44 protein-coding genes are annotated in these 15829 nt (G+C 55.8%); 4 read left to right on the forward strand and 40 right to left on the reverse strand.

The annotated features are described in order from the left end of the window. The first annotated feature begins 8 nt into the window (after positions 1-8). Genes RAN89_RS06045 through RAN89_RS06060 form a run of 4 tightly spaced genes read left to right on the forward strand, consistent with a single transcriptional unit; the run spans position 9 to position 1471 of the window. Positions 9-467 (forward strand): DUF1367 family protein, encoded by a 459-nt coding sequence (locus RAN89_RS06045; RefSeq protein WP_313868709.1) that lies wholly within the window; start codon positions 9-11, stop codon positions 465-467. Continuing rightward, positions 464-835 carry a RusA family crossover junction endodeoxyribonuclease gene (locus RAN89_RS06050; RefSeq protein ID WP_313868710.1) on the forward strand — a complete coding sequence of 124 codons (372 nt, stop codon included), beginning with the start codon at positions 464-466 and terminating at the stop codon, positions 833-835. Before RAN89_RS06045 ends, RAN89_RS06050 begins: the two co-directional genes overlap by 4 nt. Continuing rightward, positions 819-1091 (forward strand): hypothetical protein, encoded by a 273-nt coding sequence (locus RAN89_RS06055; RefSeq protein WP_313868711.1) that lies wholly within the window; start codon positions 819-821, stop codon positions 1089-1091. Before RAN89_RS06050 ends, RAN89_RS06055 begins: the two co-directional genes overlap by 17 nt. Then, complete coding sequence (locus tag RAN89_RS06060) at positions 1082-1471, forward strand: hypothetical protein (RefSeq protein WP_313868712.1); 390 nt, start codon at positions 1082-1084, stop codon at positions 1469-1471. Before RAN89_RS06055 ends, RAN89_RS06060 begins: the two co-directional genes overlap by 10 nt. On the opposite strand, the gene RAN89_RS06065 is transcribed toward RAN89_RS06060, so the two are convergent. The 40 genes from RAN89_RS06065 to RAN89_RS06260 all read right to left on the reverse strand — a co-directional run bounded on the left by RAN89_RS06065 (position 1468) and on the right by RAN89_RS06260 (position 15728). After that, on the reverse strand, positions 1468-1728 hold the full coding sequence (locus tag RAN89_RS06065; protein WP_313868713.1) for a hypothetical protein: 261 nt from the start codon (positions 1726-1728) through the stop codon (positions 1468-1470). The two genes, RAN89_RS06060 and RAN89_RS06065, sit on opposite strands and share 4 nt — an antisense overlap. Next, positions 1725-1889 (reverse strand): hypothetical protein, encoded by a 165-nt coding sequence (locus RAN89_RS06070; protein ID WP_313868714.1) that lies wholly within the window; start codon positions 1887-1889, stop codon positions 1725-1727. The genes RAN89_RS06065 and RAN89_RS06070 overlap by 4 nt, the downstream gene beginning before the upstream one ends. Then, positions 1873-2016: a hypothetical protein gene (locus tag RAN89_RS06075; protein WP_313868715.1), complete on the reverse strand. Its 144-nt coding sequence runs from the start codon at positions 2014-2016 to the stop codon at positions 1873-1875. Before RAN89_RS06075 ends, RAN89_RS06070 begins: the two co-directional genes overlap by 17 nt. After that, positions 2013-2600: a peptide chain release factor family protein gene (locus tag RAN89_RS18605; RefSeq protein ID WP_313868716.1), complete on the reverse strand. Its 588-nt coding sequence runs from the start codon at positions 2598-2600 to the stop codon at positions 2013-2015. Before RAN89_RS18605 ends, RAN89_RS06075 begins: the two co-directional genes overlap by 4 nt. Before the next feature lie 193 nt (positions 2601-2793). After that, positions 2794-3315: a hypothetical protein gene (locus tag RAN89_RS06085; RefSeq protein ID WP_313868717.1), complete on the reverse strand. Its 522-nt coding sequence runs from the start codon at positions 3313-3315 to the stop codon at positions 2794-2796. Continuing rightward, positions 3312-3857 (reverse strand): hypothetical protein, encoded by a 546-nt coding sequence (locus RAN89_RS06090; protein ID WP_313868718.1) that lies wholly within the window; start codon positions 3855-3857, stop codon positions 3312-3314. Before RAN89_RS06090 ends, RAN89_RS06085 begins: the two co-directional genes overlap by 4 nt. Then, positions 3854-4267 (reverse strand): ead/Ea22-like family protein, encoded by a 414-nt coding sequence (locus tag RAN89_RS06095; RefSeq protein WP_313868719.1) that lies wholly within the window; start codon positions 4265-4267, stop codon positions 3854-3856. The genes RAN89_RS06090 and RAN89_RS06095 overlap by 4 nt, the downstream gene beginning before the upstream one ends. Next, positions 4260-4895: a hypothetical protein gene (locus RAN89_RS06100; protein ID WP_313868720.1), complete on the reverse strand. Its 636-nt coding sequence runs from the start codon at positions 4893-4895 to the stop codon at positions 4260-4262. The genes RAN89_RS06095 and RAN89_RS06100 overlap by 8 nt, the downstream gene beginning before the upstream one ends. 10 nt (positions 4896-4905) lie before the next feature. Next, entirely contained in the window at positions 4906-5088 is a 183-nt protein-coding gene (locus tag RAN89_RS06105; RefSeq protein ID WP_313868721.1) for a helix-turn-helix transcriptional regulator, read from the reverse strand. Then, complete coding sequence (locus tag RAN89_RS06110) at positions 5085-5303, reverse strand: hypothetical protein (protein WP_313868722.1); 219 nt, start codon at positions 5301-5303, stop codon at positions 5085-5087. Before RAN89_RS06110 ends, RAN89_RS06105 begins: the two co-directional genes overlap by 4 nt. Continuing rightward, on the reverse strand, positions 5300-5647 hold the full coding sequence (locus RAN89_RS06115; RefSeq protein WP_313868723.1) for a hypothetical protein: 348 nt from the start codon (positions 5645-5647) through the stop codon (positions 5300-5302). The genes RAN89_RS06110 and RAN89_RS06115 overlap by 4 nt, the downstream gene beginning before the upstream one ends. After that, positions 5644-6345, reverse strand: coding sequence for a hypothetical protein (locus RAN89_RS06120; RefSeq protein WP_313868724.1), 702 nt, complete (start codon positions 6343-6345; stop codon positions 5644-5646). The genes RAN89_RS06115 and RAN89_RS06120 overlap by 4 nt, the downstream gene beginning before the upstream one ends. Continuing rightward, complete coding sequence (locus tag RAN89_RS06125) at positions 6342-6614, reverse strand: hypothetical protein (protein WP_313868725.1); 273 nt, start codon at positions 6612-6614, stop codon at positions 6342-6344. Before RAN89_RS06125 ends, RAN89_RS06120 begins: the two co-directional genes overlap by 4 nt. Next, complete coding sequence (locus tag RAN89_RS06130; RefSeq protein WP_313868726.1) at positions 6598-6981, reverse strand: hypothetical protein; 384 nt, start codon at positions 6979-6981, stop codon at positions 6598-6600. Before RAN89_RS06130 ends, RAN89_RS06125 begins: the two co-directional genes overlap by 17 nt. Further along, complete coding sequence (locus RAN89_RS06135; RefSeq protein ID WP_313868727.1) at positions 6978-7262, reverse strand: hypothetical protein; 285 nt, start codon at positions 7260-7262, stop codon at positions 6978-6980. Before RAN89_RS06135 ends, RAN89_RS06130 begins: the two co-directional genes overlap by 4 nt. Then, the gene (locus tag RAN89_RS06140; protein ID WP_313868728.1) at positions 7259-8125 is read right to left on the reverse strand and encodes an arginase family protein; all 867 of its coding nucleotides are present in this window, start codon (positions 8123-8125) and stop codon (positions 7259-7261) included. Before RAN89_RS06140 ends, RAN89_RS06135 begins: the two co-directional genes overlap by 4 nt. 142 nt (positions 8126-8267) lie before the next feature. Continuing rightward, positions 8268-8474 carry a hypothetical protein gene (locus tag RAN89_RS06145; protein WP_313868729.1) on the reverse strand — a complete coding sequence of 69 codons (207 nt, stop codon included), beginning with the start codon at positions 8472-8474 and terminating at the stop codon, positions 8268-8270. Continuing rightward, positions 8431-8721, reverse strand: coding sequence for a hypothetical protein (locus tag RAN89_RS06150; protein ID WP_313868730.1), 291 nt, complete (start codon positions 8719-8721; stop codon positions 8431-8433). The genes RAN89_RS06145 and RAN89_RS06150 overlap by 44 nt, the downstream gene beginning before the upstream one ends. Positions 8722-8809: 88 nt before the next feature. Next, positions 8810-9133: a hypothetical protein gene (locus tag RAN89_RS06155; protein WP_313868731.1), complete on the reverse strand. Its 324-nt coding sequence runs from the start codon at positions 9131-9133 to the stop codon at positions 8810-8812. Beyond that, positions 9126-9434, reverse strand: a complete 309-nt coding sequence (locus RAN89_RS06160; protein WP_313868732.1) for a hypothetical protein — start codon at positions 9432-9434, stop codon at positions 9126-9128. Before RAN89_RS06160 ends, RAN89_RS06155 begins: the two co-directional genes overlap by 8 nt. Continuing rightward, positions 9400-9603, reverse strand: a complete 204-nt coding sequence (locus RAN89_RS06165) for a hypothetical protein (RefSeq protein ID WP_313868733.1) — start codon at positions 9601-9603, stop codon at positions 9400-9402. The genes RAN89_RS06160 and RAN89_RS06165 overlap by 35 nt, the downstream gene beginning before the upstream one ends. 2 nt (positions 9604-9605) lie before the next feature. Next, positions 9606-10109: an antirestriction protein ArdA gene (locus RAN89_RS06170; protein WP_313868734.1), complete on the reverse strand. Its 504-nt coding sequence runs from the start codon at positions 10107-10109 to the stop codon at positions 9606-9608. 90 nt (positions 10110-10199) lie between these two features. Further along, positions 10200-10565: a hypothetical protein gene (locus tag RAN89_RS06175; RefSeq protein WP_313868735.1), complete on the reverse strand. Its 366-nt coding sequence runs from the start codon at positions 10563-10565 to the stop codon at positions 10200-10202. A gap of 58 nt (positions 10566-10623) precedes the next feature. Then, positions 10624-10860, reverse strand: a complete 237-nt coding sequence (locus tag RAN89_RS06180; protein WP_313868736.1) for a hypothetical protein — start codon at positions 10858-10860, stop codon at positions 10624-10626. Between the two features lie 8 nt (positions 10861-10868). Continuing rightward, the gene (locus tag RAN89_RS06185) at positions 10869-11246 is read right to left on the reverse strand and encodes a hypothetical protein (RefSeq protein ID WP_313868737.1); all 378 of its coding nucleotides are present in this window, start codon (positions 11244-11246) and stop codon (positions 10869-10871) included. A 53-nt stretch (positions 11247-11299) separates the two neighbouring features. After that, positions 11300-11527: a hypothetical protein gene (locus RAN89_RS06190; RefSeq protein WP_313868738.1), complete on the reverse strand. Its 228-nt coding sequence runs from the start codon at positions 11525-11527 to the stop codon at positions 11300-11302. Further along, a complete protein-coding gene (locus tag RAN89_RS06195; protein ID WP_313868739.1) occupies positions 11524-11712 on the reverse strand; it encodes a hypothetical protein in 189 nt (62 codons plus the stop codon). The genes RAN89_RS06190 and RAN89_RS06195 overlap by 4 nt, the downstream gene beginning before the upstream one ends. Further along, positions 11712-11945: a hypothetical protein gene (locus RAN89_RS06200; RefSeq protein WP_313868740.1), complete on the reverse strand. Its 234-nt coding sequence runs from the start codon at positions 11943-11945 to the stop codon at positions 11712-11714. The genes RAN89_RS06195 and RAN89_RS06200 overlap by 1 nt, the downstream gene beginning before the upstream one ends. Beyond that, complete coding sequence (locus RAN89_RS06205; RefSeq protein WP_313868741.1) at positions 11945-12130, reverse strand: hypothetical protein; 186 nt, start codon at positions 12128-12130, stop codon at positions 11945-11947. Before RAN89_RS06205 ends, RAN89_RS06200 begins: the two co-directional genes overlap by 1 nt. Positions 12131-12132: 2 nt before the next feature. Continuing rightward, positions 12133-12387: a hypothetical protein gene (locus tag RAN89_RS06210; protein ID WP_313868742.1), complete on the reverse strand. Its 255-nt coding sequence runs from the start codon at positions 12385-12387 to the stop codon at positions 12133-12135. Further along, the gene (locus RAN89_RS06215) at positions 12384-12596 is read right to left on the reverse strand and encodes a hypothetical protein (protein WP_313868743.1); all 213 of its coding nucleotides are present in this window, start codon (positions 12594-12596) and stop codon (positions 12384-12386) included. Before RAN89_RS06215 ends, RAN89_RS06210 begins: the two co-directional genes overlap by 4 nt. Then, a complete protein-coding gene (locus RAN89_RS06220) occupies positions 12593-13099 on the reverse strand; it encodes a hypothetical protein (RefSeq protein WP_313868744.1) in 507 nt (168 codons plus the stop codon). Before RAN89_RS06220 ends, RAN89_RS06215 begins: the two co-directional genes overlap by 4 nt. A 1-nt stretch (position 13100) precedes the next feature. After that, positions 13101-13358: a hypothetical protein gene (locus tag RAN89_RS06225; protein ID WP_313868745.1), complete on the reverse strand. Its 258-nt coding sequence runs from the start codon at positions 13356-13358 to the stop codon at positions 13101-13103. 58 nt (positions 13359-13416) lie between these two features. Further along, on the reverse strand, positions 13417-13752 hold the full coding sequence (locus RAN89_RS06230) for a phage protein NinX family protein (protein WP_313868746.1): 336 nt from the start codon (positions 13750-13752) through the stop codon (positions 13417-13419). 9 nt (positions 13753-13761) lie between these two features. After that, entirely contained in the window at positions 13762-14115 is a 354-nt protein-coding gene (locus RAN89_RS06235; protein ID WP_313868747.1) for a hypothetical protein, read from the reverse strand. A 20-nt stretch (positions 14116-14135) separates the two neighbouring features. Beyond that, positions 14136-14288, reverse strand: a complete 153-nt coding sequence (locus RAN89_RS06240; RefSeq protein ID WP_313868748.1) for a hypothetical protein — start codon at positions 14286-14288, stop codon at positions 14136-14138. Positions 14289-14304: 16 nt separating this feature from the next. Continuing rightward, positions 14305-14553 (reverse strand): hypothetical protein, encoded by a 249-nt coding sequence (locus RAN89_RS06245; protein WP_313868749.1) that lies wholly within the window; start codon positions 14551-14553, stop codon positions 14305-14307. A gap of 53 nt (positions 14554-14606) precedes the next feature. Beyond that, positions 14607-14819, reverse strand: a complete 213-nt coding sequence (locus RAN89_RS06250) for a hypothetical protein (RefSeq protein WP_313868750.1) — start codon at positions 14817-14819, stop codon at positions 14607-14609. Further along, entirely contained in the window at positions 14816-15115 is a 300-nt protein-coding gene (locus RAN89_RS06255; protein WP_313868751.1) for a hypothetical protein, read from the reverse strand. Before RAN89_RS06255 ends, RAN89_RS06250 begins: the two co-directional genes overlap by 4 nt. A 10-nt stretch (positions 15116-15125) precedes the next feature. Next, complete coding sequence (locus tag RAN89_RS06260; protein ID WP_313868752.1) at positions 15126-15728, reverse strand: DUF8033 domain-containing protein; 603 nt, start codon at positions 15726-15728, stop codon at positions 15126-15128. Between the last annotated feature and the right edge of the window lie 101 nt (positions 15729-15829).

Consider the following 15829-nt stretch of genomic DNA (forward strand, 5'->3'; position numbering starts at 1 on the left):
AGCTGGTGATGATGAAGGCTCCCGGCGGGGCCTTGATCCCATTCGATGATGACCAAGCCGACAAGGTGCGCAAGTTTAAGCCCGGCGCCGTCATCCGGGCAGACTTCAAAGAGATGCGCAATGGCTCGTACTTCCGCAAGTGGTGGACCCTTGTGGACTACGCCTTCGACCTGTGGAGCGATGGCATAGACCTGATGCAGTACGAAGGGCGTGACGTGCTCCCCAACAAGGAGCGCTTCAGGAAAGAGCTGACCATCATGGCCGGCTACTTTCACCCGGTCTACAGCATCGATGGCAGCTTCACTCTGGAAGCCGACTCGCTGCAGTGGTCGAAGATGTCCGAAGAGACATTCGACAAGCTGTACCAAGCCACCATCACCGCCGTCCTGAGCAAGGTACTGGCGCACAAGAACATCAGCCGCGAAGAGCTTGACCGCGCGGTTGACAACCTCCTGAGATTCGCATGATTGACACCTACTCCCTGACACTCCCACTCCCCCCATCGGTGAACCACTACTACTTGCGCAACAAGCAGGGAGGTATGCGCGTTTCCGTTGAGGGTGAGGACTTCCGCTGGCAGGTCATGCAAGCGGTCAAGCAAAGCAAGATGCCCAAGCTCAAGGGGCGCATCTGTCTGGTCGCCCGGATCTTCCCCAAGGACAAGCGGATCACCGACATTGACAACCGCATCAAGGCGCTGCAGGACGCGCTGCAGATCGCGGGCGCATTTGAGAACGACAGCCAGATCGATGAGTTGCACATCATGCGCGGCGCCATCGTCTCTGGTGGCCGGGCTGAGGTTTTGATTGGAGAGATCCTTGCAAAGCAAGAATAAAAAAGCCCCGACCAAGGCCGAGCGCGAGCACATTGAGCGGGTCAAGGATCTGCCTTGCTCCGTGTGCGACCAGCACGGCCCAAGCGACTGCCATGAGATCAAGCAAGGCCAGTGGATCACCAGCATCGCGTTGTGCAAAGACTGCCACCAAGGATCTCGAAACGGCATCCATGGCCAGAGGCAAATGTGGACTTTGAAAAAATTGGACGAGCTTGATGCGCTCGCCATAACTCTCGGGAGATTATTTTGGAACTGATGCCACCTGTCACAAAGCAGTACAACTACGAAGCTCTCGCTCATGCTGTAAGCGTGTGGTGGAGCATTGAGAAATCCGAGCCTTGGGTTGCCAAGGGGTACTCAAGCTGCGCGCCGGGCCACAAGAACGCTGTCTCTAGCCGGCAATGGGACTCAGCTTCATCCGTGCTGGATGACGAGCTGGAAAAGAACACGGCCGACATCATCGGATCGTGCATGGATAGACTGGAGCACGTCGAGCGCGCTCTCGTCACCTACGGCCTGTGCGGGCAGCACAGTAGCTGGGTAAGTGACATGGACCCCCTGCGTGCTCAGACGCGCTACGAGGGGGCCTTACTCTCGCTGGCTATGGCTGCTCGGCGAGAGGGGGTTGATGTTTAAAGACTAGCCTCAAGAAGGGATCGTCGTAGCTTGAGATTTTCTTTTTCAAGCGCAGAGACTATCTTCTTCTTTTCGGCCAGCTCTCTTTTGGTTGCTATCAACTGCATCCTCACAAGATCCCTTTGCCTTTGGGCTCTGGTTTTTAGCATGACTGCCGTTCCGGCCTTGACCTTTGCTGCAGTCAGCTCCTTCTTGAGATCTATAACTTCGCTGAGTAGCTTGTTTTCGGCAATGAGTTTGTGTGCTTCAATGCTCAATCATTAACCTCCTTGAATCGAATATTCCACAAAGTATTTTTCTCTTGCCTTCCCCTTTTCTTTTGTGGATCCGGGCGAGACAGCGTGCGCCCCAGTTCTCGCTTGAACTGATTGCGGGCGCACTGGTTGACGAAGCGGATGTCTTCAAGTTTGGGCTTCATGGCTCTCCTTTCTGCACGCGCACTGACAGGGCTCAGGCTTGGTTGCCCAGCTGATCACCAGAAACGCAATGCACATGATCACGATGTAGGCGATGATCTCGCCATCGCTTTGGGGCTTTGGCTTCATGGCGCCTCCGGTGTTGCCGCAAGAGCTTTTTTCAAGCAATCAATCGCAATCTGCCGGTTCGCATGCCGACTTCTCTCTCTTGTGGAGACGACTGAAATTCCAGTTGGCACATGGGTAACTCGAACCCCGCTTGTGTTGACCCGAGCAAAGCCTCCCATGTGCTGCACCTCAACTGTGAACACAAGGTCAGCGGGATTGAGTTTTACCTGCGCTTGCGGCTCGGTGGCTTGGGGGTGGGCAATCCAATGATCGTGAGAGCCGCCATGCTCGCACTCGCAAGGGCGGCGAGGTGTGTCTTTGCAGCTCACGCCAGAGGAAAGCAACTCGGGTGTGCAGTGCTTCCACTCCCCCTGCGCTTGCGGCTGCACGGCATTGGCTGCGGATTCGGATGTGATAGCCCCGCCCTCTGGTAATGGGGTTGTTTCCGGTTTCGTGTGTGATACGGCATTTGCTGCGGCGAGGGCGTTGCGGCCTGCAACGATTGCATGTACTTGTCGCATGGTGCTGGTTACAGGGTGAGCGCATATGATTTCTTCCAGCGTCTCCCGCATCTGGTCAAATGCTTTTTGTTCTTGCTCGGTCATAGTTCTTCCTCTGCAAATGCGCTTTTGTAGTGCGGCGTATAGCATCCCTGTACCCAATACTCTTTATCGCAAGCTGGGCATTCAATGCACTCCGTCCCCTCATTGGGAGCAAGTGCATACAGATCGACCTTTGCGTCGTACATTTCGTCGTGGTTCAACTCATGTCCACAATGCGGGCAAGTAGGGTGCTGGGTCATGTCGGCTCCTTAAGAGCTTTCTGGACCGAAGTTAAAACGCTATCAACATCATCAAGGACTAGCGCTGCTCTGTTGATCGGAATTTTATGTGCCTCCTGAGGCGCTTGCTGGTATTCCGCATGAAGTTCAAGAGCATCAATAGCTTCAATCAAGCTCTTTTCCGCACTCTCCAATGCGCTGTTTATGCGCTGAAATTTCAGCAGCAATCCGGTGTACGCATGTGCGTTGAGTGCAGACTCTTTGCGCACCTTAGTTAACTCCGCTTCCATCCAAGCAATACGGCTATCGGCCAACGATACAAGTTTCCCACGAACTGCATCGCCAATTGATTTTTCTGCATTTACCCGTTCCTCAATAGCCCTCCAAGTTGGTTCGTACTCAGGCCAATCGGCCTCTACAACAACGACATCGAGTTGCGGTAATGCGTCTAGCAACTTCTTTGTGTCGTCGTGATACGCAGCCACATCACTGCGCTTGATGACGATGTAGCGGTTTTCTCGTGTAAATGGTGTTGTCATACGTTTACCTTCTTTAGTTCGGCCTCAACCAATCGGACAAGAGCTAGTTCGTTAATTCGTTCTTCTGTAAGAGGCTCCACTGTGTTCGTGTCAGCGAGGGCAAGGCGAGCCTTATCAAAAGTATCCTTATTAAATTCATCCTCATCCATGCCAAACTGGGTAAGCATTGCGTTCAAAGCCGAGCGCAGCGTCTCCAGCGCCTTGGGTGCTGCGTAGAGAGTGAGGTTCGGTGGCAGTGCGCCGCTCCATTTCACGGCGAATGCAATACCGGTGTTATCCGTGTACCCCACCGGCTCCTGCTTTGTCAGCTCGGCTTGCAGGGCGTCGCGATCGGCTACAGCCTTCAAGATACATTTTTGATCTTGACGAAACACGTCCTTGGCAGCATCAAGCTGTCGCTTCAGCAGTTCATTCTCACATTGCAGAGCCTCAATAGCAGCTTGCAGTGCGTCTCTTGCGCCAATCACGGACTCGCCGGTTGTTGCGGCACCATGCACTGAATGCCATGCGTATGCTTCTGCCAATTTCATGATGTCAGTCATTTGCTTGCCTCCATTTGGGCGTCGATATACGTGCGGCAATCGTTGATGTCGCCAGTGCTTCCCTGCTCAAGCACATGCTGGCTGAATCCAAACTCGTGCCGTCCAAACGGGTTGCTCATGTTGTGCATAGCCCATACAAGCCGCTCCGCATCTTTCTCAGCCTTCTCCAGCCGATCTAGCAGCTCAAGGATTGCGGCGGGGTTTGCTGCTGCGATGTAGGCGGCGTCATCTTTTGCATTAGTTGGCCCGCCCTCATAGCTGCTGTAATAAATCTTCGTAATCGTCTTGCCAGACGTTATTACTTGGTATCTAACCCTGCCGAACGGGTCGCCCTTAACTTCGTCGCAATCCCAGTGCCACTCACCCTGAGTAGCATCCTCCGCAAGTCGTCGAAGTTCTTGATCAGCCATTTGCACGCCCCTTGTAGTCGTCGTATTGCTGAATGCCCCACGCCAAGGCGTAGCAGCACCACATGAAGCGGCCGCTGTACTCCTCGACATTGGTTTCCCAGAAGTCTTTGAAGCGGAAGTAAAGACCTGCGTGAACTTGGTGCCCAAAATCATGGGCGGCACACTGCTTTCGGTAGCCGCCCTCATCGCCATCAGCCTCAAGCACTTCGATCTGTATGGTTTCCCATAGTTCGCGCCGCTCATCTTTGCTGGTTTCATCGCGGTGATTGCGGATCCACTCGACAAAGTAGCGCCGAATTGCGGCATCGAATTTTTCTTCGCTGAACTTCTTGAAGCCGTCATGCTTGTCAACGGCCTCCAGCTTCTCGCCCCAGTATTGAGGGTTGATACCCAGCATCAGACCCTTGCTCTTGAGCCATGGGGAGTCGCGGTCAGTGCGGAAGAACTCGAACATATCCCGCAGCCGAGTGAACACGTAGGTGCCCATGTCCCCTGTGTAGCAGAGGTAGCCCGGCCAAGTGATCAGATCGAAGTGCATGAACATCGTATCCACCCTTGAGAAGCGAATGTGCCGGTGTACGCCATCATCCTTGATGACCGCCATTTTGTGATTGGCAACGTCTTCCAAAAATTGTTTTTCAGTTGTCATCTTTCGCCTTTGCTAGGTGCTCTGCGGCAATGTGCCCGGCGAGCTTCAGGATGGGCTCAGGAGCGCCATCGTGCTCATAGCGTATGTAGGTACGCACCGAAACCCCAAGCTGCTCTGCGAACTCGGCTTGGGTCAACTTGAGGATCTGCTTGCGCAGTTCTTTCAGGGTCATTGCTTGCGAGCCTCCAGCATTGCGTCGGCCATTTCGTAGCACCACTTAGCAGCCAAGCGAGGCGTCACCTCCTGATCATTGGTGCAGCTTGCGACCAATCCAGACAACGCTTCACCGGCAAAGTAGTCGCGCAGGGTCATGCCATCCTCGCGTCCGTTCTGGCACCGGGAGTGCTCAGATGGGAATGCCGGTCCACCTGTTTCTTTGTTGCTCATTCCCCACCACCTTTCCGGAAAGACTCTCGCAGCGCCTTCAGCTGCTCTTGATAGCGCAAACGGATAGCGGCTGTTGTCTCGTTGATCTCATCGTATTGCTTGATGCCAAGCGCATGAATGGCCTCAACCTCCTCGCGGGTGTCGGAGATGAATTGGCATGAGCTGATGTCGCAATACTGCTCACGCTTTTCACTCTCCAGATAGCGCTCCGGATCCTCGTACCACCGCACGTAGTAGACGCGAGACTTGCTGACGCGAGTGCAGCGCTTTGGGTGTCCGCCAAAGCCATTGATCAGGTATGTGCCAGTCGCAAACCACTGGCCGGGCTTGATTTCTTTGCTCACAGTGACACTCCTTCAGGCAGGTAAATTGCACGACGCTTGGCGCCGATAGGGGTTGGCTTTTCGCACTTGCCATCGCCAACCTTCAGGCGCTTGGCCATGAGTGCGGCCCATGACTCGCTGCTGTTCTCAACGACGCGCATGCTTCCACCGTCATACAGGCGATTCAGAGATCCGTTCTCGCGCCGGTAGTAGGGTGTGGTCCGGAATAGCGCCTCAGCCACGTTCTTGGTGACTGCGATGCACGCTCCATAAAAGCAAATGTCACGGGCTTTCTGCTCCGTGTAGAGCCCGGCTTTGTCGATGCAGTAGGTGTAGCCTTTACTGTCTGGCCTCCACCAAGTAATGTGCTCATCGGATTTTTTGGTATGCCCAATGTGTGCGATGAGGTATTGGGGCTTGTCCTCGATGTCATCGACCTGACGCAGCAGCTCTCGCGTCTTTGGCATGATCTCGGATATGTTGAATCCGTGCTTCACGTAGAAGGCAACGTCGCCCAGATCGAGTGCATCGCGGTGCCAGACAAGCGCCATGTAGAGCATGGGTGATGCCTTGATGACGCGAGAGTTTGCTTCACGTACTCCGTCGCCATTGTCTGCGCCAAGCCCGAGCCCAAGCCCGGCTGCCACCACGTCCGTGCCGTCATTGGCCACAAGCATGCTGCCCTGTTTTCTCCATGGTCCGGGTGAATGTTTGCTCATTTTCCTGTCCTGCCTTCCTTGATAATTTTTTCCATCTGGCCAATCGATGCCAGAGCTTTTGCGTTGTTTGCTTTGAGGCGTTCAACTGATTGATCGAACCTCCGCCGAAACTCCTCGGCCTGCTCGATGTAGTCGATTGCTGCCTGTAACGCATCGAGTCGCACACTCACCCACTCAGCATGAGGAGTCGGGCGCTCGCCCAGTGGGATCGCATCCTTCAGGTACTTGATGAGGCGGGTTGAGTCACCCGCTTCAGAGATGAGTGACATGTGTTTTCCCTTCTGCTTTGGCGATAGCCGCGCGGATCATGTCGGCCACTTGCACTTGTCTTGAGTGTTTGCTTGCACCACTTTCACTTGCGCTGGTTTTCGGAACCATCCCGCAATCAACCGCCTGCTTCAAAGCCTCCAGCAGCTCAGGTGCGGCGGCTATCAGTCGGGCGTTTGCAGCATCGTTTCCGTTCTGCATAGGCTCTGCGTCCAATATCCATTCGGGCAAACTGAAAGTTGATTTTTTTGTTTCTGCGACCGTGCGCAAAGATGGCCGTCCATACCCATCCCACTCCACATCAAAATCAAACGGTTCATCTGTTTGCGAATTGACCCAATGCCACGGTGCTGGTGTGTGCTTGGTCATTCTCCACCGCCTTTGATGAGTGCTCGCGCCGCATCCGAAAGAGCCGTCTTGACCATCCCATCGAGGCGCCACTGGTTGTTGTCTCCACGCACCAGCTTGGTGGCCGCGTCCTTCACGGCGGAATCAACATCGCCTTTGCCGATGCGGGAAAACTTCTTCTCCAGAATGTCATCCACTTGCTTCTGGATCGCTTCTGTGGCGAGCCCGGAGATGGCCTTGCCAACCTGCTCGCTGATGGCCAAGCGGAGGTCGTTGTCGTTGAGTTCGATGACAATTTTCATACTGCTTCTTTCGTGAGTTCGATGGTTGTGTAAACAGTCTGGCGATGCAGTGCGAGCACCGGCTCGATGCCACCCTTGGTGTCGCGCTGGTAGCCCCCGGCCAAGTTCCACACCAGAGGCACCTTGCGGGTCAGGCAGGACTCGATCACCTGCTCATCGCGGTAGGCCATGTCGCGGGTGGTCAGGATGCCGCCCAGCGGGTCATCGACGTGGATGTCGGCGCCGGCTTGGTAGATCACCAGATCCGGCTTGCACTCCATCAGCAGGCCGTCGATCTGATCCAGCACCTTCAGGCATTCCGCACGGGTTTCGTAGCTGCGGTATGCGGTGATGTGGGTGATCCAGTCGAGGCCCAGACGATCAATGATGTCCTGAGTGCCGTTGCCATAGTGGGCATCGAAGTCGAGGATCAGCACGCGCTCTGCCAAGCCTTTGGCCTTGGCGTTCAGTGCGGCAGCGATCAGTCCGTTGAAGGTGCAGAATCCGCCGGCAAAGCCGTGGCCAGCATGGTGGAAGCCGGAGGTGGGGGAGATGGCCACGCCGCCGTGCTCCAGCACATGCTCAGTCGCAGCGATCAGGGATCCGGTGGTGTAGGGCAGGGACCGGGCCACGCCGTCACTTGTGTTGTCAAAGCCATTGGGCACTCGTCCGTCCAGCACGCCATCCACAAAGCCGGGTGCATGAGCTGCCTTCAGCTGCTCACGGGTCGCTGGTTCAAACGAGCGCACTTCGATGTGGGGATGGATGTCGGAGCGGGAGATCCAGTCGCTCACGGCCAGCAGGGGTTTGCCTGCAGACGGGGAGTAGGAGGCAGCATCCTTGCTGGATTGCTCGGTGCGGTAGAACACGGGGATTTTTTTCATCGTCTGCTTCCTAGCTTGATGCTCGCAATGGCCAAGATGGCAGCCAGTGCGAGACAGAGGTTTTGATGTGGGTTCTGGTCGTTGATGCCGCCCAGCACTACGGCGAGTGCAAGAGCAGCGCAGACCTCAGATGCAGCCTGTCTCACGACGCAGCCTTGTGCAGGATGTCGCCCAGCAGACGCAGCGATTCGCCACCGCCAGTGAAGGCGAAGACATCGCGGCGCTCGTCGGGGTTCTTCGAGTGCAGCAGCTGGCTTTGGATCTTGAGGTGATGCTGGCCGGGCAGTGCCTCGACAGGCTTCACATCAGCGTGCAGCACTAGGCTGTTGGATTTGTAAAAGATGGTCATTGGTGATCCGTTTCTCAGGGTGTGCATACTCGTTCCAGATACGTGCATCCGGGTCGAGCAGCTGTTGTTGTCGCTTCAGCTCGTTGAATTGCAGCTTGCCCTTGGTGTAGGCCAGAGAGTCGTCTGCGTACTCGTACTGCCAGTCCATGTTCTTGAGGGCAGCACGGTAGGTCTGCATCTCAATGGGCTCCGGCTTGATGCCAAAGCTCTTGAAGATGGCGTCGAAGGTCGGGTGGACGTTGCTCATCAGGGCCTCCAGATGAAAACGTCAAACCCCAAAACAACAACGGCCGTCAGGATGACAGCCGTGTAGACAATGGGGTAAATCAGCTTGTTCAAATGACACCTCGCTTTCGCAGTTGGTCGAGCAGGTCATCCGCTTGGTCCGTGCTTGTGACCACGGGCTCAGGCGGCTCCACATCGACATGGGTGATGCGGAAGTCGCTCTCCGACTTAACCACCTCGCGGGGATCCATACCCATCTGCAGCGCCTCATAGCGCCCGGCACGCAGCACCGCAGTCAGCGTGAACTTCGCTTGGCAGCTGCACTCAAACACCACCGGATGCTGGCGCTCCAGATCCATGTAGCCAAACGACTTCCATTCGCCTTTGTCGTCTTGCGTTTCAACGATGCACTTGCGCTTGTCGCATTCACTCATCTCGCTTTTCTCCCCAGAAGTTTTCGTACTCTTCGTCAGTCATCAGCTCATCGCAGTAGGCCCACAGGTCTCCGTCTTGATGCAGGCGGTATGTGTGGCCATCCTGTAGGCATGTAGCCTTCTGCAGTACCGTTTCCCACTCTTCCCAGTAGTGCTCATGGTCCGGGTTCTTGAGCACATCCCAGTCCACGTTGTCGAGCCCTTGCCACTTGCTGTGATCGAAGTCCTCGGCAAACCGCTTCGGCACGTAGATGCCATGGCGTGAGTCAATGAGTAGGCGTTGTCCGCTTGGTTTGCTCATGTCTATCCTTTGCGTTTTTCTGCGCTGCATCACGCAGTCTTTTGTGTGTGTCTGCATGCTGGCCACTGCCAGAGCAGGTTTTGATGCCGTCTTTGTGCTGTTTTGGCCTGCCTTTTTTTGTGAGGTCAAACTCAAAGCCACACCAAGCGCACTTGATGCGTTTGCTCATGTTCAGATCCTCCGGAAGACGTAGCCGTCCGAGTAATAGACATCGTTGATAAACAAGTCTCGGGCCAGCTTCTCGTAATCGATGTAGCCCTGCAGCGCTTCAGGCACTTCCATGCACTCATCGCAATACTCTTCGGCGTAGGACTGCTCGTTGTCGTAGGCCCCGACATACGACTCCTCGAAGTCGCTCTTGCTCCAGCTCCCGGCCATGGAGATGTAGGCCACCACGGCGTCCTCATCAACGTGGTTGCGGGAGCAGTGGTCGCGGGCCTCAACGAAGTCATCGAGATCGAAGGTGCCATGGCGCCCAAGGAATGCCTTGGCCAGATCCTCCGCATCTGCCACCAGAAGGTCGCCGCCGTACTCAGGCCCGCCATCCTCATCGCGGGGAATGAAGCCCGCTTCTGCCAGCTCTTCGAGCACTTCGTCAGTGCTGTCGATGAGATCCATGTCGATCCACTTGCCTTTAGTGGGCTCGCCGTCCACGTACCAAAATGCCTGACTCATAGTTCACTCCTGTGTGAAAGTAAAAAGCCACCCGAAGGTGGCTGTGGTTTGGACTCCACTGACAAGGGGCTTCAACCCTTGTCGCTGAGGTCAAGTTGTTTTGAATGACTCGTACAGATCCGCCAGCTTTTCCATCTGCTCGACGGTGAGCTTGCGCTTGGCCAGCGCATCTTCAATCGGCGTGCAACGTCTCGTTGCTGCGTACCAACGATCACGGGTTTTGGTCTGCTCGATGTTTTCTCGAATCAGCTCCGGGGTTGCAATCACTGCGTACCGGTATGTTTCCCCAATCACATGCCCATCAGAGCGGCGGATGCGGTAGGTGCCGCACACCAGCTGAGTCCCGGTAACGCGCTCAATTTGCTTGAGCGAGTGAGTGATTGCCAGCTTGTTGTAGTGGCTGTTGCGATTGGGTATGGCAACGTAGTCGCCCACCTTCAGTCCTGTCAGATCCATGTTTCTTCCTTGCAATAAAAAACCCGCCGAAGCGGGTTGGTGCTGGTGATTGGTTTGCTCAGTGCTCTTTCTCAAGATCCCAGCCAAATGAGCCTGCTCGCCCCTGTTGAAACAGGACGCAGTGCTGCTCGTATGTGATGTCAACCCGCTCTATGCTGGCGCCTTGGTCGCCCTGCACAGAGAACACGACTTGACGTGGGCCATTGCCCTCTCGCTCCGTGTGGTAGCTCACGGCACCGGCAGGTATCTTGATGCCGGCCCGGATCAGTAGCTCTCGAACTCCGAACATTGCCATGGTGGCTCCTAGTTGTTCTTGACTCGAACCTCGCCTCCTGCGGCCCGGTAGGACGCAGCCTGCATGCCGGTGACTGGATGCCAGTTGCCGTCCTCACCCTTGACTTCGTGCTGCTTCAAGGCTTCGCGGTTCAGCCGGGCATTCCGGGCATCAGTGCCTTCGCCCAGCTTAATGCGGGGGTGGCCATCGTGAGCTGTGAGCTGCGCAGCTGTCGGCACATGGCACAGGCTGACATCCGATTCCTGCGGATTGTGATCCGTGCCTGCCTCAACGATGCGGATGGCAAAGCCGTTGCGCTCAATCACGTTGAACACCGTGGCGTCTGGCAACTCATTGAACACCACTAGGGTGCCCACTTTGATGTCCGCTTGGTTTTTGAATTTCATGACTTCTCCTTGGTGATGACACTGACAAGGGGCCTATCCCTTGTCGCTGACGATCACTCCAGTCCGTAGGCTGCAGCAAAGTCTGCGTTGGTGAGATAGCTTTCAATTTGCCATGGAGAAAATCCAGCCACCACTGCTATGCCGCCACCATCGCCACCGGCCGCTATTGAGATTGGACGATCACTCTTGGTGTTCAGCATCATGTTCATTCTTCCGCCAAGATTGTTTATTTGGCTTGCTGCGCTGTAAATAGCTTCCGCTTGCGTCTTGCTCAGGATCATGTTTGCTCCATGTAATTTTCTTCCATCTCATCAACCTCGTCGCTCTTCAACTTTAGCGCATCGGTAACAAGCCAGACCGCATCTGGGTACTCGACGCCGCTGCTTGTTGCGGCTATCAGGCAGTCGGTAGGTGACTCGCCATTGCGGTGCATCACCCTCACTTCTTCCTTGGTAATTCGTGCCATCACAGCTCCTCGTAACAAGTGCCGCAGTGTGTCAACTCGGTGGCAGCCCCATCGATGTCGTGCAGCGGGTGAACCGGATTGCCTTGGCGATCAATCAGATCCATTGCAATGCCGTGCTCATCTGTTCGCATTTGCAATGGCGGCTGTCGCTTCAGCACCCCAATCGCAGCCCTGTGCTCCGTACAGGCCGGGCAATGCACATCAGCCTCATAGGTGTATCCGATGATTCGCATCACAGCTCCTGTGGTTCTGTCTGTTGCACCTTCACGGTGTAGCCCATCGCCTTGATGTGAGCGATGGTCTGTATGCCCAGCGTCTTCGTGCCGGCTATCTGTGCAAAGTGCGCAGCGTTGATGCAGACCGGGTAGTACACGGTGGTGCCGTAGTTGTTGCGGATTCGGACGGTGATCTCTTTCATGGCTACTCCAATCCAAGCGCTTGGCGTTCTTGTGCATTGAGCTTTGCCAATGCACGCTGCCGGATCTTCTCTTTGCGCAGCTCGGGAATTTCACTCAGCTGCTCAACAATAATCAGCGTCCGGTCAATGAAGCAGCCGTGCTTGTCATAGATCTTCAGCTGCTCTTCAGTGGTTGACTCGTAGTTCAAATAGAAGTCATGGTTGTGACGCTCACCACCATCCCAAGACTGAACATCCCACACTCGAATTGTTTTCATGGATACATCCTTCCTAGATCTTCGATATACAAAAGCCAGCGCTGGACATCGCCAGTGCTGATCCAGTCACCGCGCTCGCCATCGCCCTGTACGGCATGGAACTTGGGTGACTGCAAGTGAGCCCGGAACTCAGCGATGCGCTCGTTCTTTCGCAGCACTTGGTCATTCAGCTCGCGGTTTTCGTTCTGCAGCTTGTGGATGTGGTTCACGACAGAGCCCTCGAAAGCTGCGCAGCTGGCATCCGGTAGGTGAGTCCGGTTTCAACATCCTTGACTCGCCAACCCCTTCGAGGGGCGCATGGCTCAAGCAGCTCATAGCTTGCGGATCCAGACTTCACAATCAGGCCAACCTTCGGCTTGAGCTTTGCTGCCTTCTTGGCATGGAAGGCTCGCACCTTGATCCGCCACTCTTTCGCAGTCTCGTTGACAGGCTCAGATGCCTTATCCAGAAGCGCCAGAGGGCAGTCGTAGTGGTAAGGCCCCATGTCTTCGCTCAAGCCCTTGTAGCCCCAGCCACCGTTGCGCTCCTTGGCAATTAGATCCAAGCAGATGAATGTGCGGTTTGCAGACACTTGGCGTACAAGCTGCCACACATGATTCCCGACAACCCGGTGCTCCAGCGCCTTGTAGTCTTCGCTGAAGTGCTTGTCGCCTGTCAGGCTTTCGATGAAGTCTTTGCGACTCCGGGGGCAAATCTCAAATGACCATCCCATGTCACACCTCCAGTGGCTTAACGATGTTGCGAAGTGCCGTATCGATGTGCTCGTCGTGTGAGTATTTGTAGAGCACATCGCACACCCACTTGGCGGGTACTGCGGCATTGAACAGATCCCAGCGGTAACGCTTGTTGAGATCCTTTACAGCTTCAGCCCGTGGGAAGTCTCCCTTGCGGTACTGTTCGCGGCGCTCCGGTGTGTCGAGTGCTGCAATGTGTTGGCGCAGCGTATCCAAGTGCTCTGGCTTGATCTTCATAGTCGCTCCAATGAAAAAGCCCGCACTTGGCGGGCTGGTTGATTCGTTTGTTTGATGCTTAGGCGGAAAGCTCGTCTGGCACATCCACCTCGTCACCGAGCTTGCTGGCCACGCGGCAGCGCATGGCGGCGATTAGTGGGGTTGGGCCACCAGTGACAATTCCCTTTATCTGCGCTTGGCAGTGTGTTGGGTCTGTTGGTAGGCATGTGTACCCGGTCAGTCGCAGTCCGTCGCGCATCATCCGCTCAATGATCGGCCCGCCTTGTGCCCAGTTGGTTGAGTAAGGCCATGCATCCATGTGGGTGCGGACAAATTCCGAGTCCCCTACCCCTTCACACTTCGCCACTGCCCAATCAAGGGCCGCGCCGGTCAGTTCAGATGTTTTGATTTTCATGGGATCCTCTCAGGCCGCAGCCTTGCTTGCCGCCTTGATGGTGGCGTTGAATTTGTCAGAGCCAATTCGGTTGAGCAGCGCATCCAGCGTTGCATTCGCAAAGTCACGGGCTTGCTTCAGGCCGAAGCCCTTGGAGCTGCAGGGAACGCCTTGGTAAGAGGCATACACCCGGCACACTTGCTTGCCACTCACCGGGTCAGACACAAGCCATTCCTTGTACGGCTCAGGCTTGCTGTTGGGCTCCTTGTGCAGTGCAAGGCGGTGTGCCTCTGTGCCGGCGATGTAGATGAACGGCGTGTACTCGATGTCAGGCAGTTGCCGACCTTCGACGCAGGTAGGTTTGAAGATGTGCTTTTTGGTCATGCTCACTCCTTGGTTTGTGTTCACGCTGGCACCACACTGGCACCAACGATGTTTGCGGCACGCTCTGTGGCGTCTCGCAGATTAAAGAGGGTTGCATCACTGCGGCGAACAACTCCGCCCCAGTAGCCCCGGCGAGCAGAGAAGTAACCCCTGTTAATGCGGATCAGGTACATGCTTGCTCCTTGTTGATCACTCTTCATCGCCATGGGCAAGAATTGCCGCAATCAGATCAACCGATTTGCGCAACTCCTTGCGGTTTTGCATCAGATTCATCAGGCCACGCCACTCATCGTTTCGAGTGAGCTTCCCGCCGAAGCCAAACAGCTTGAGAAGGCCATCAAGCTCCTGTCCAAGCAGGTCTTCGTCGTGTGCCTTGGCTTTGCTTTCGTCGGAGAAAATTTGGCCGTCATAGCACTGGTAAGCCTCAATTTGTCGCATGCTTGCTCCTTGGTTAATCACACTGACATGGGCCTCACCCCATGTCGCTGCGATCAGCTCAAAAACATTCGTCGCTCCTTGAAGCGCTCCGCCGTAGCCTCCGCTTGGTAGTACGGGTAGAGCGCCGTCTCATGGCCATTGGGGCACAGCACCCCGTAGCGCAGGCCGTGGGGTGTGTCCTTGGCGAAGATGACGTATGGGTACAGGCCGCCAGCGCTGTGCTTCTGTACGCTGGATCCGTCACTCAGGTGTCCTTGGTAGGTCATGCTGCTGTCCTTTCTGCAATCGCCTTCTCGGCGTGGGCCTTCAGGTCATCCCAGTTGCTTGCGTCACCACCCTTGTTCGCCACCGCAGCGATCATGGCCAGCACGTTTTCCGGGGAGTCGTAGAACTTGCCGCCGTTGTCACTCAGGTGGTTTTCTTCGCCACCCAAGTCGTAACACTCGGCGCAGAGGCGGATCATCTCGTTGTCACCCCGGCCGGTAGACCGTGTGTTTCGCTTGCAGCAACGGCACTGGTAAGCGCCGGATCCACGTTCAAAGCGATTGGTAGTTCGTGCCATGGTGATCTCCTCAAGTTGCGTCGTGAATGAAGCGGAAGCGGGGGATGAAGCTCTCAGCGATCTCCACCGCACGGTCCCAGTCTTTTGGGCCGACACAGAGCCAGCGCTTGCCGCAGAACACGTTGCTTGTCTGCCCAGTCTTCTGACGTGAGCGGATGCCTTGCTTACGCAGCTCGGCTTGCACCTGCTTGATCTCGGCTTCCACCTTGTCAGAGGGGCAAGGTGAGTCAGACCATGTGCCGGTGTCAGATGCGCCGATCACAGCGCCGAAGGGGATCTGGTAGCCACGCCAGCCGTCGATCTTGTGATACGAGGCAGGCTGACGGCCAGAGGCAGAGGTGATCTCCACCAGCTCCTCAGTGGTGCGGAACTGCTCGGGGTTGAGCGGGCCACCGATGCCCTGTCGCACCTTGCTTTGGTGCTTGCTGGTGGTGCGGCTGTACTTGTCTTTGTTGACCAGCCAGCCGCCGTCCTTGAATACGGCCACGGGGAAGTGTGTGCCGTAGCTGTAGACGATGTAGAGATCGCCCTTGGTGTAGCCGAAGAGCGTTCCGTTGCAGTCAAACTCTTGACGTGCCGCAACGAGGCCGGGAACTTTTTGTAAGGTTGCCATCTTGTATGTACTCCAGTGATAAGCGCCGAACACCGACGCTTACTCCTGTCCCCTCGTTGGAGGGGTGCCGATATAGCCCGTTGGTACGGTCCCGGCGTTTC

This window comes from Rhodoferax mekongensis (assembly GCF_032191775.1).
Classification (GTDB): domain Bacteria; phylum Pseudomonadota; class Gammaproteobacteria; order Burkholderiales; family Burkholderiaceae_C; genus Allorhodoferax; species Allorhodoferax mekongensis.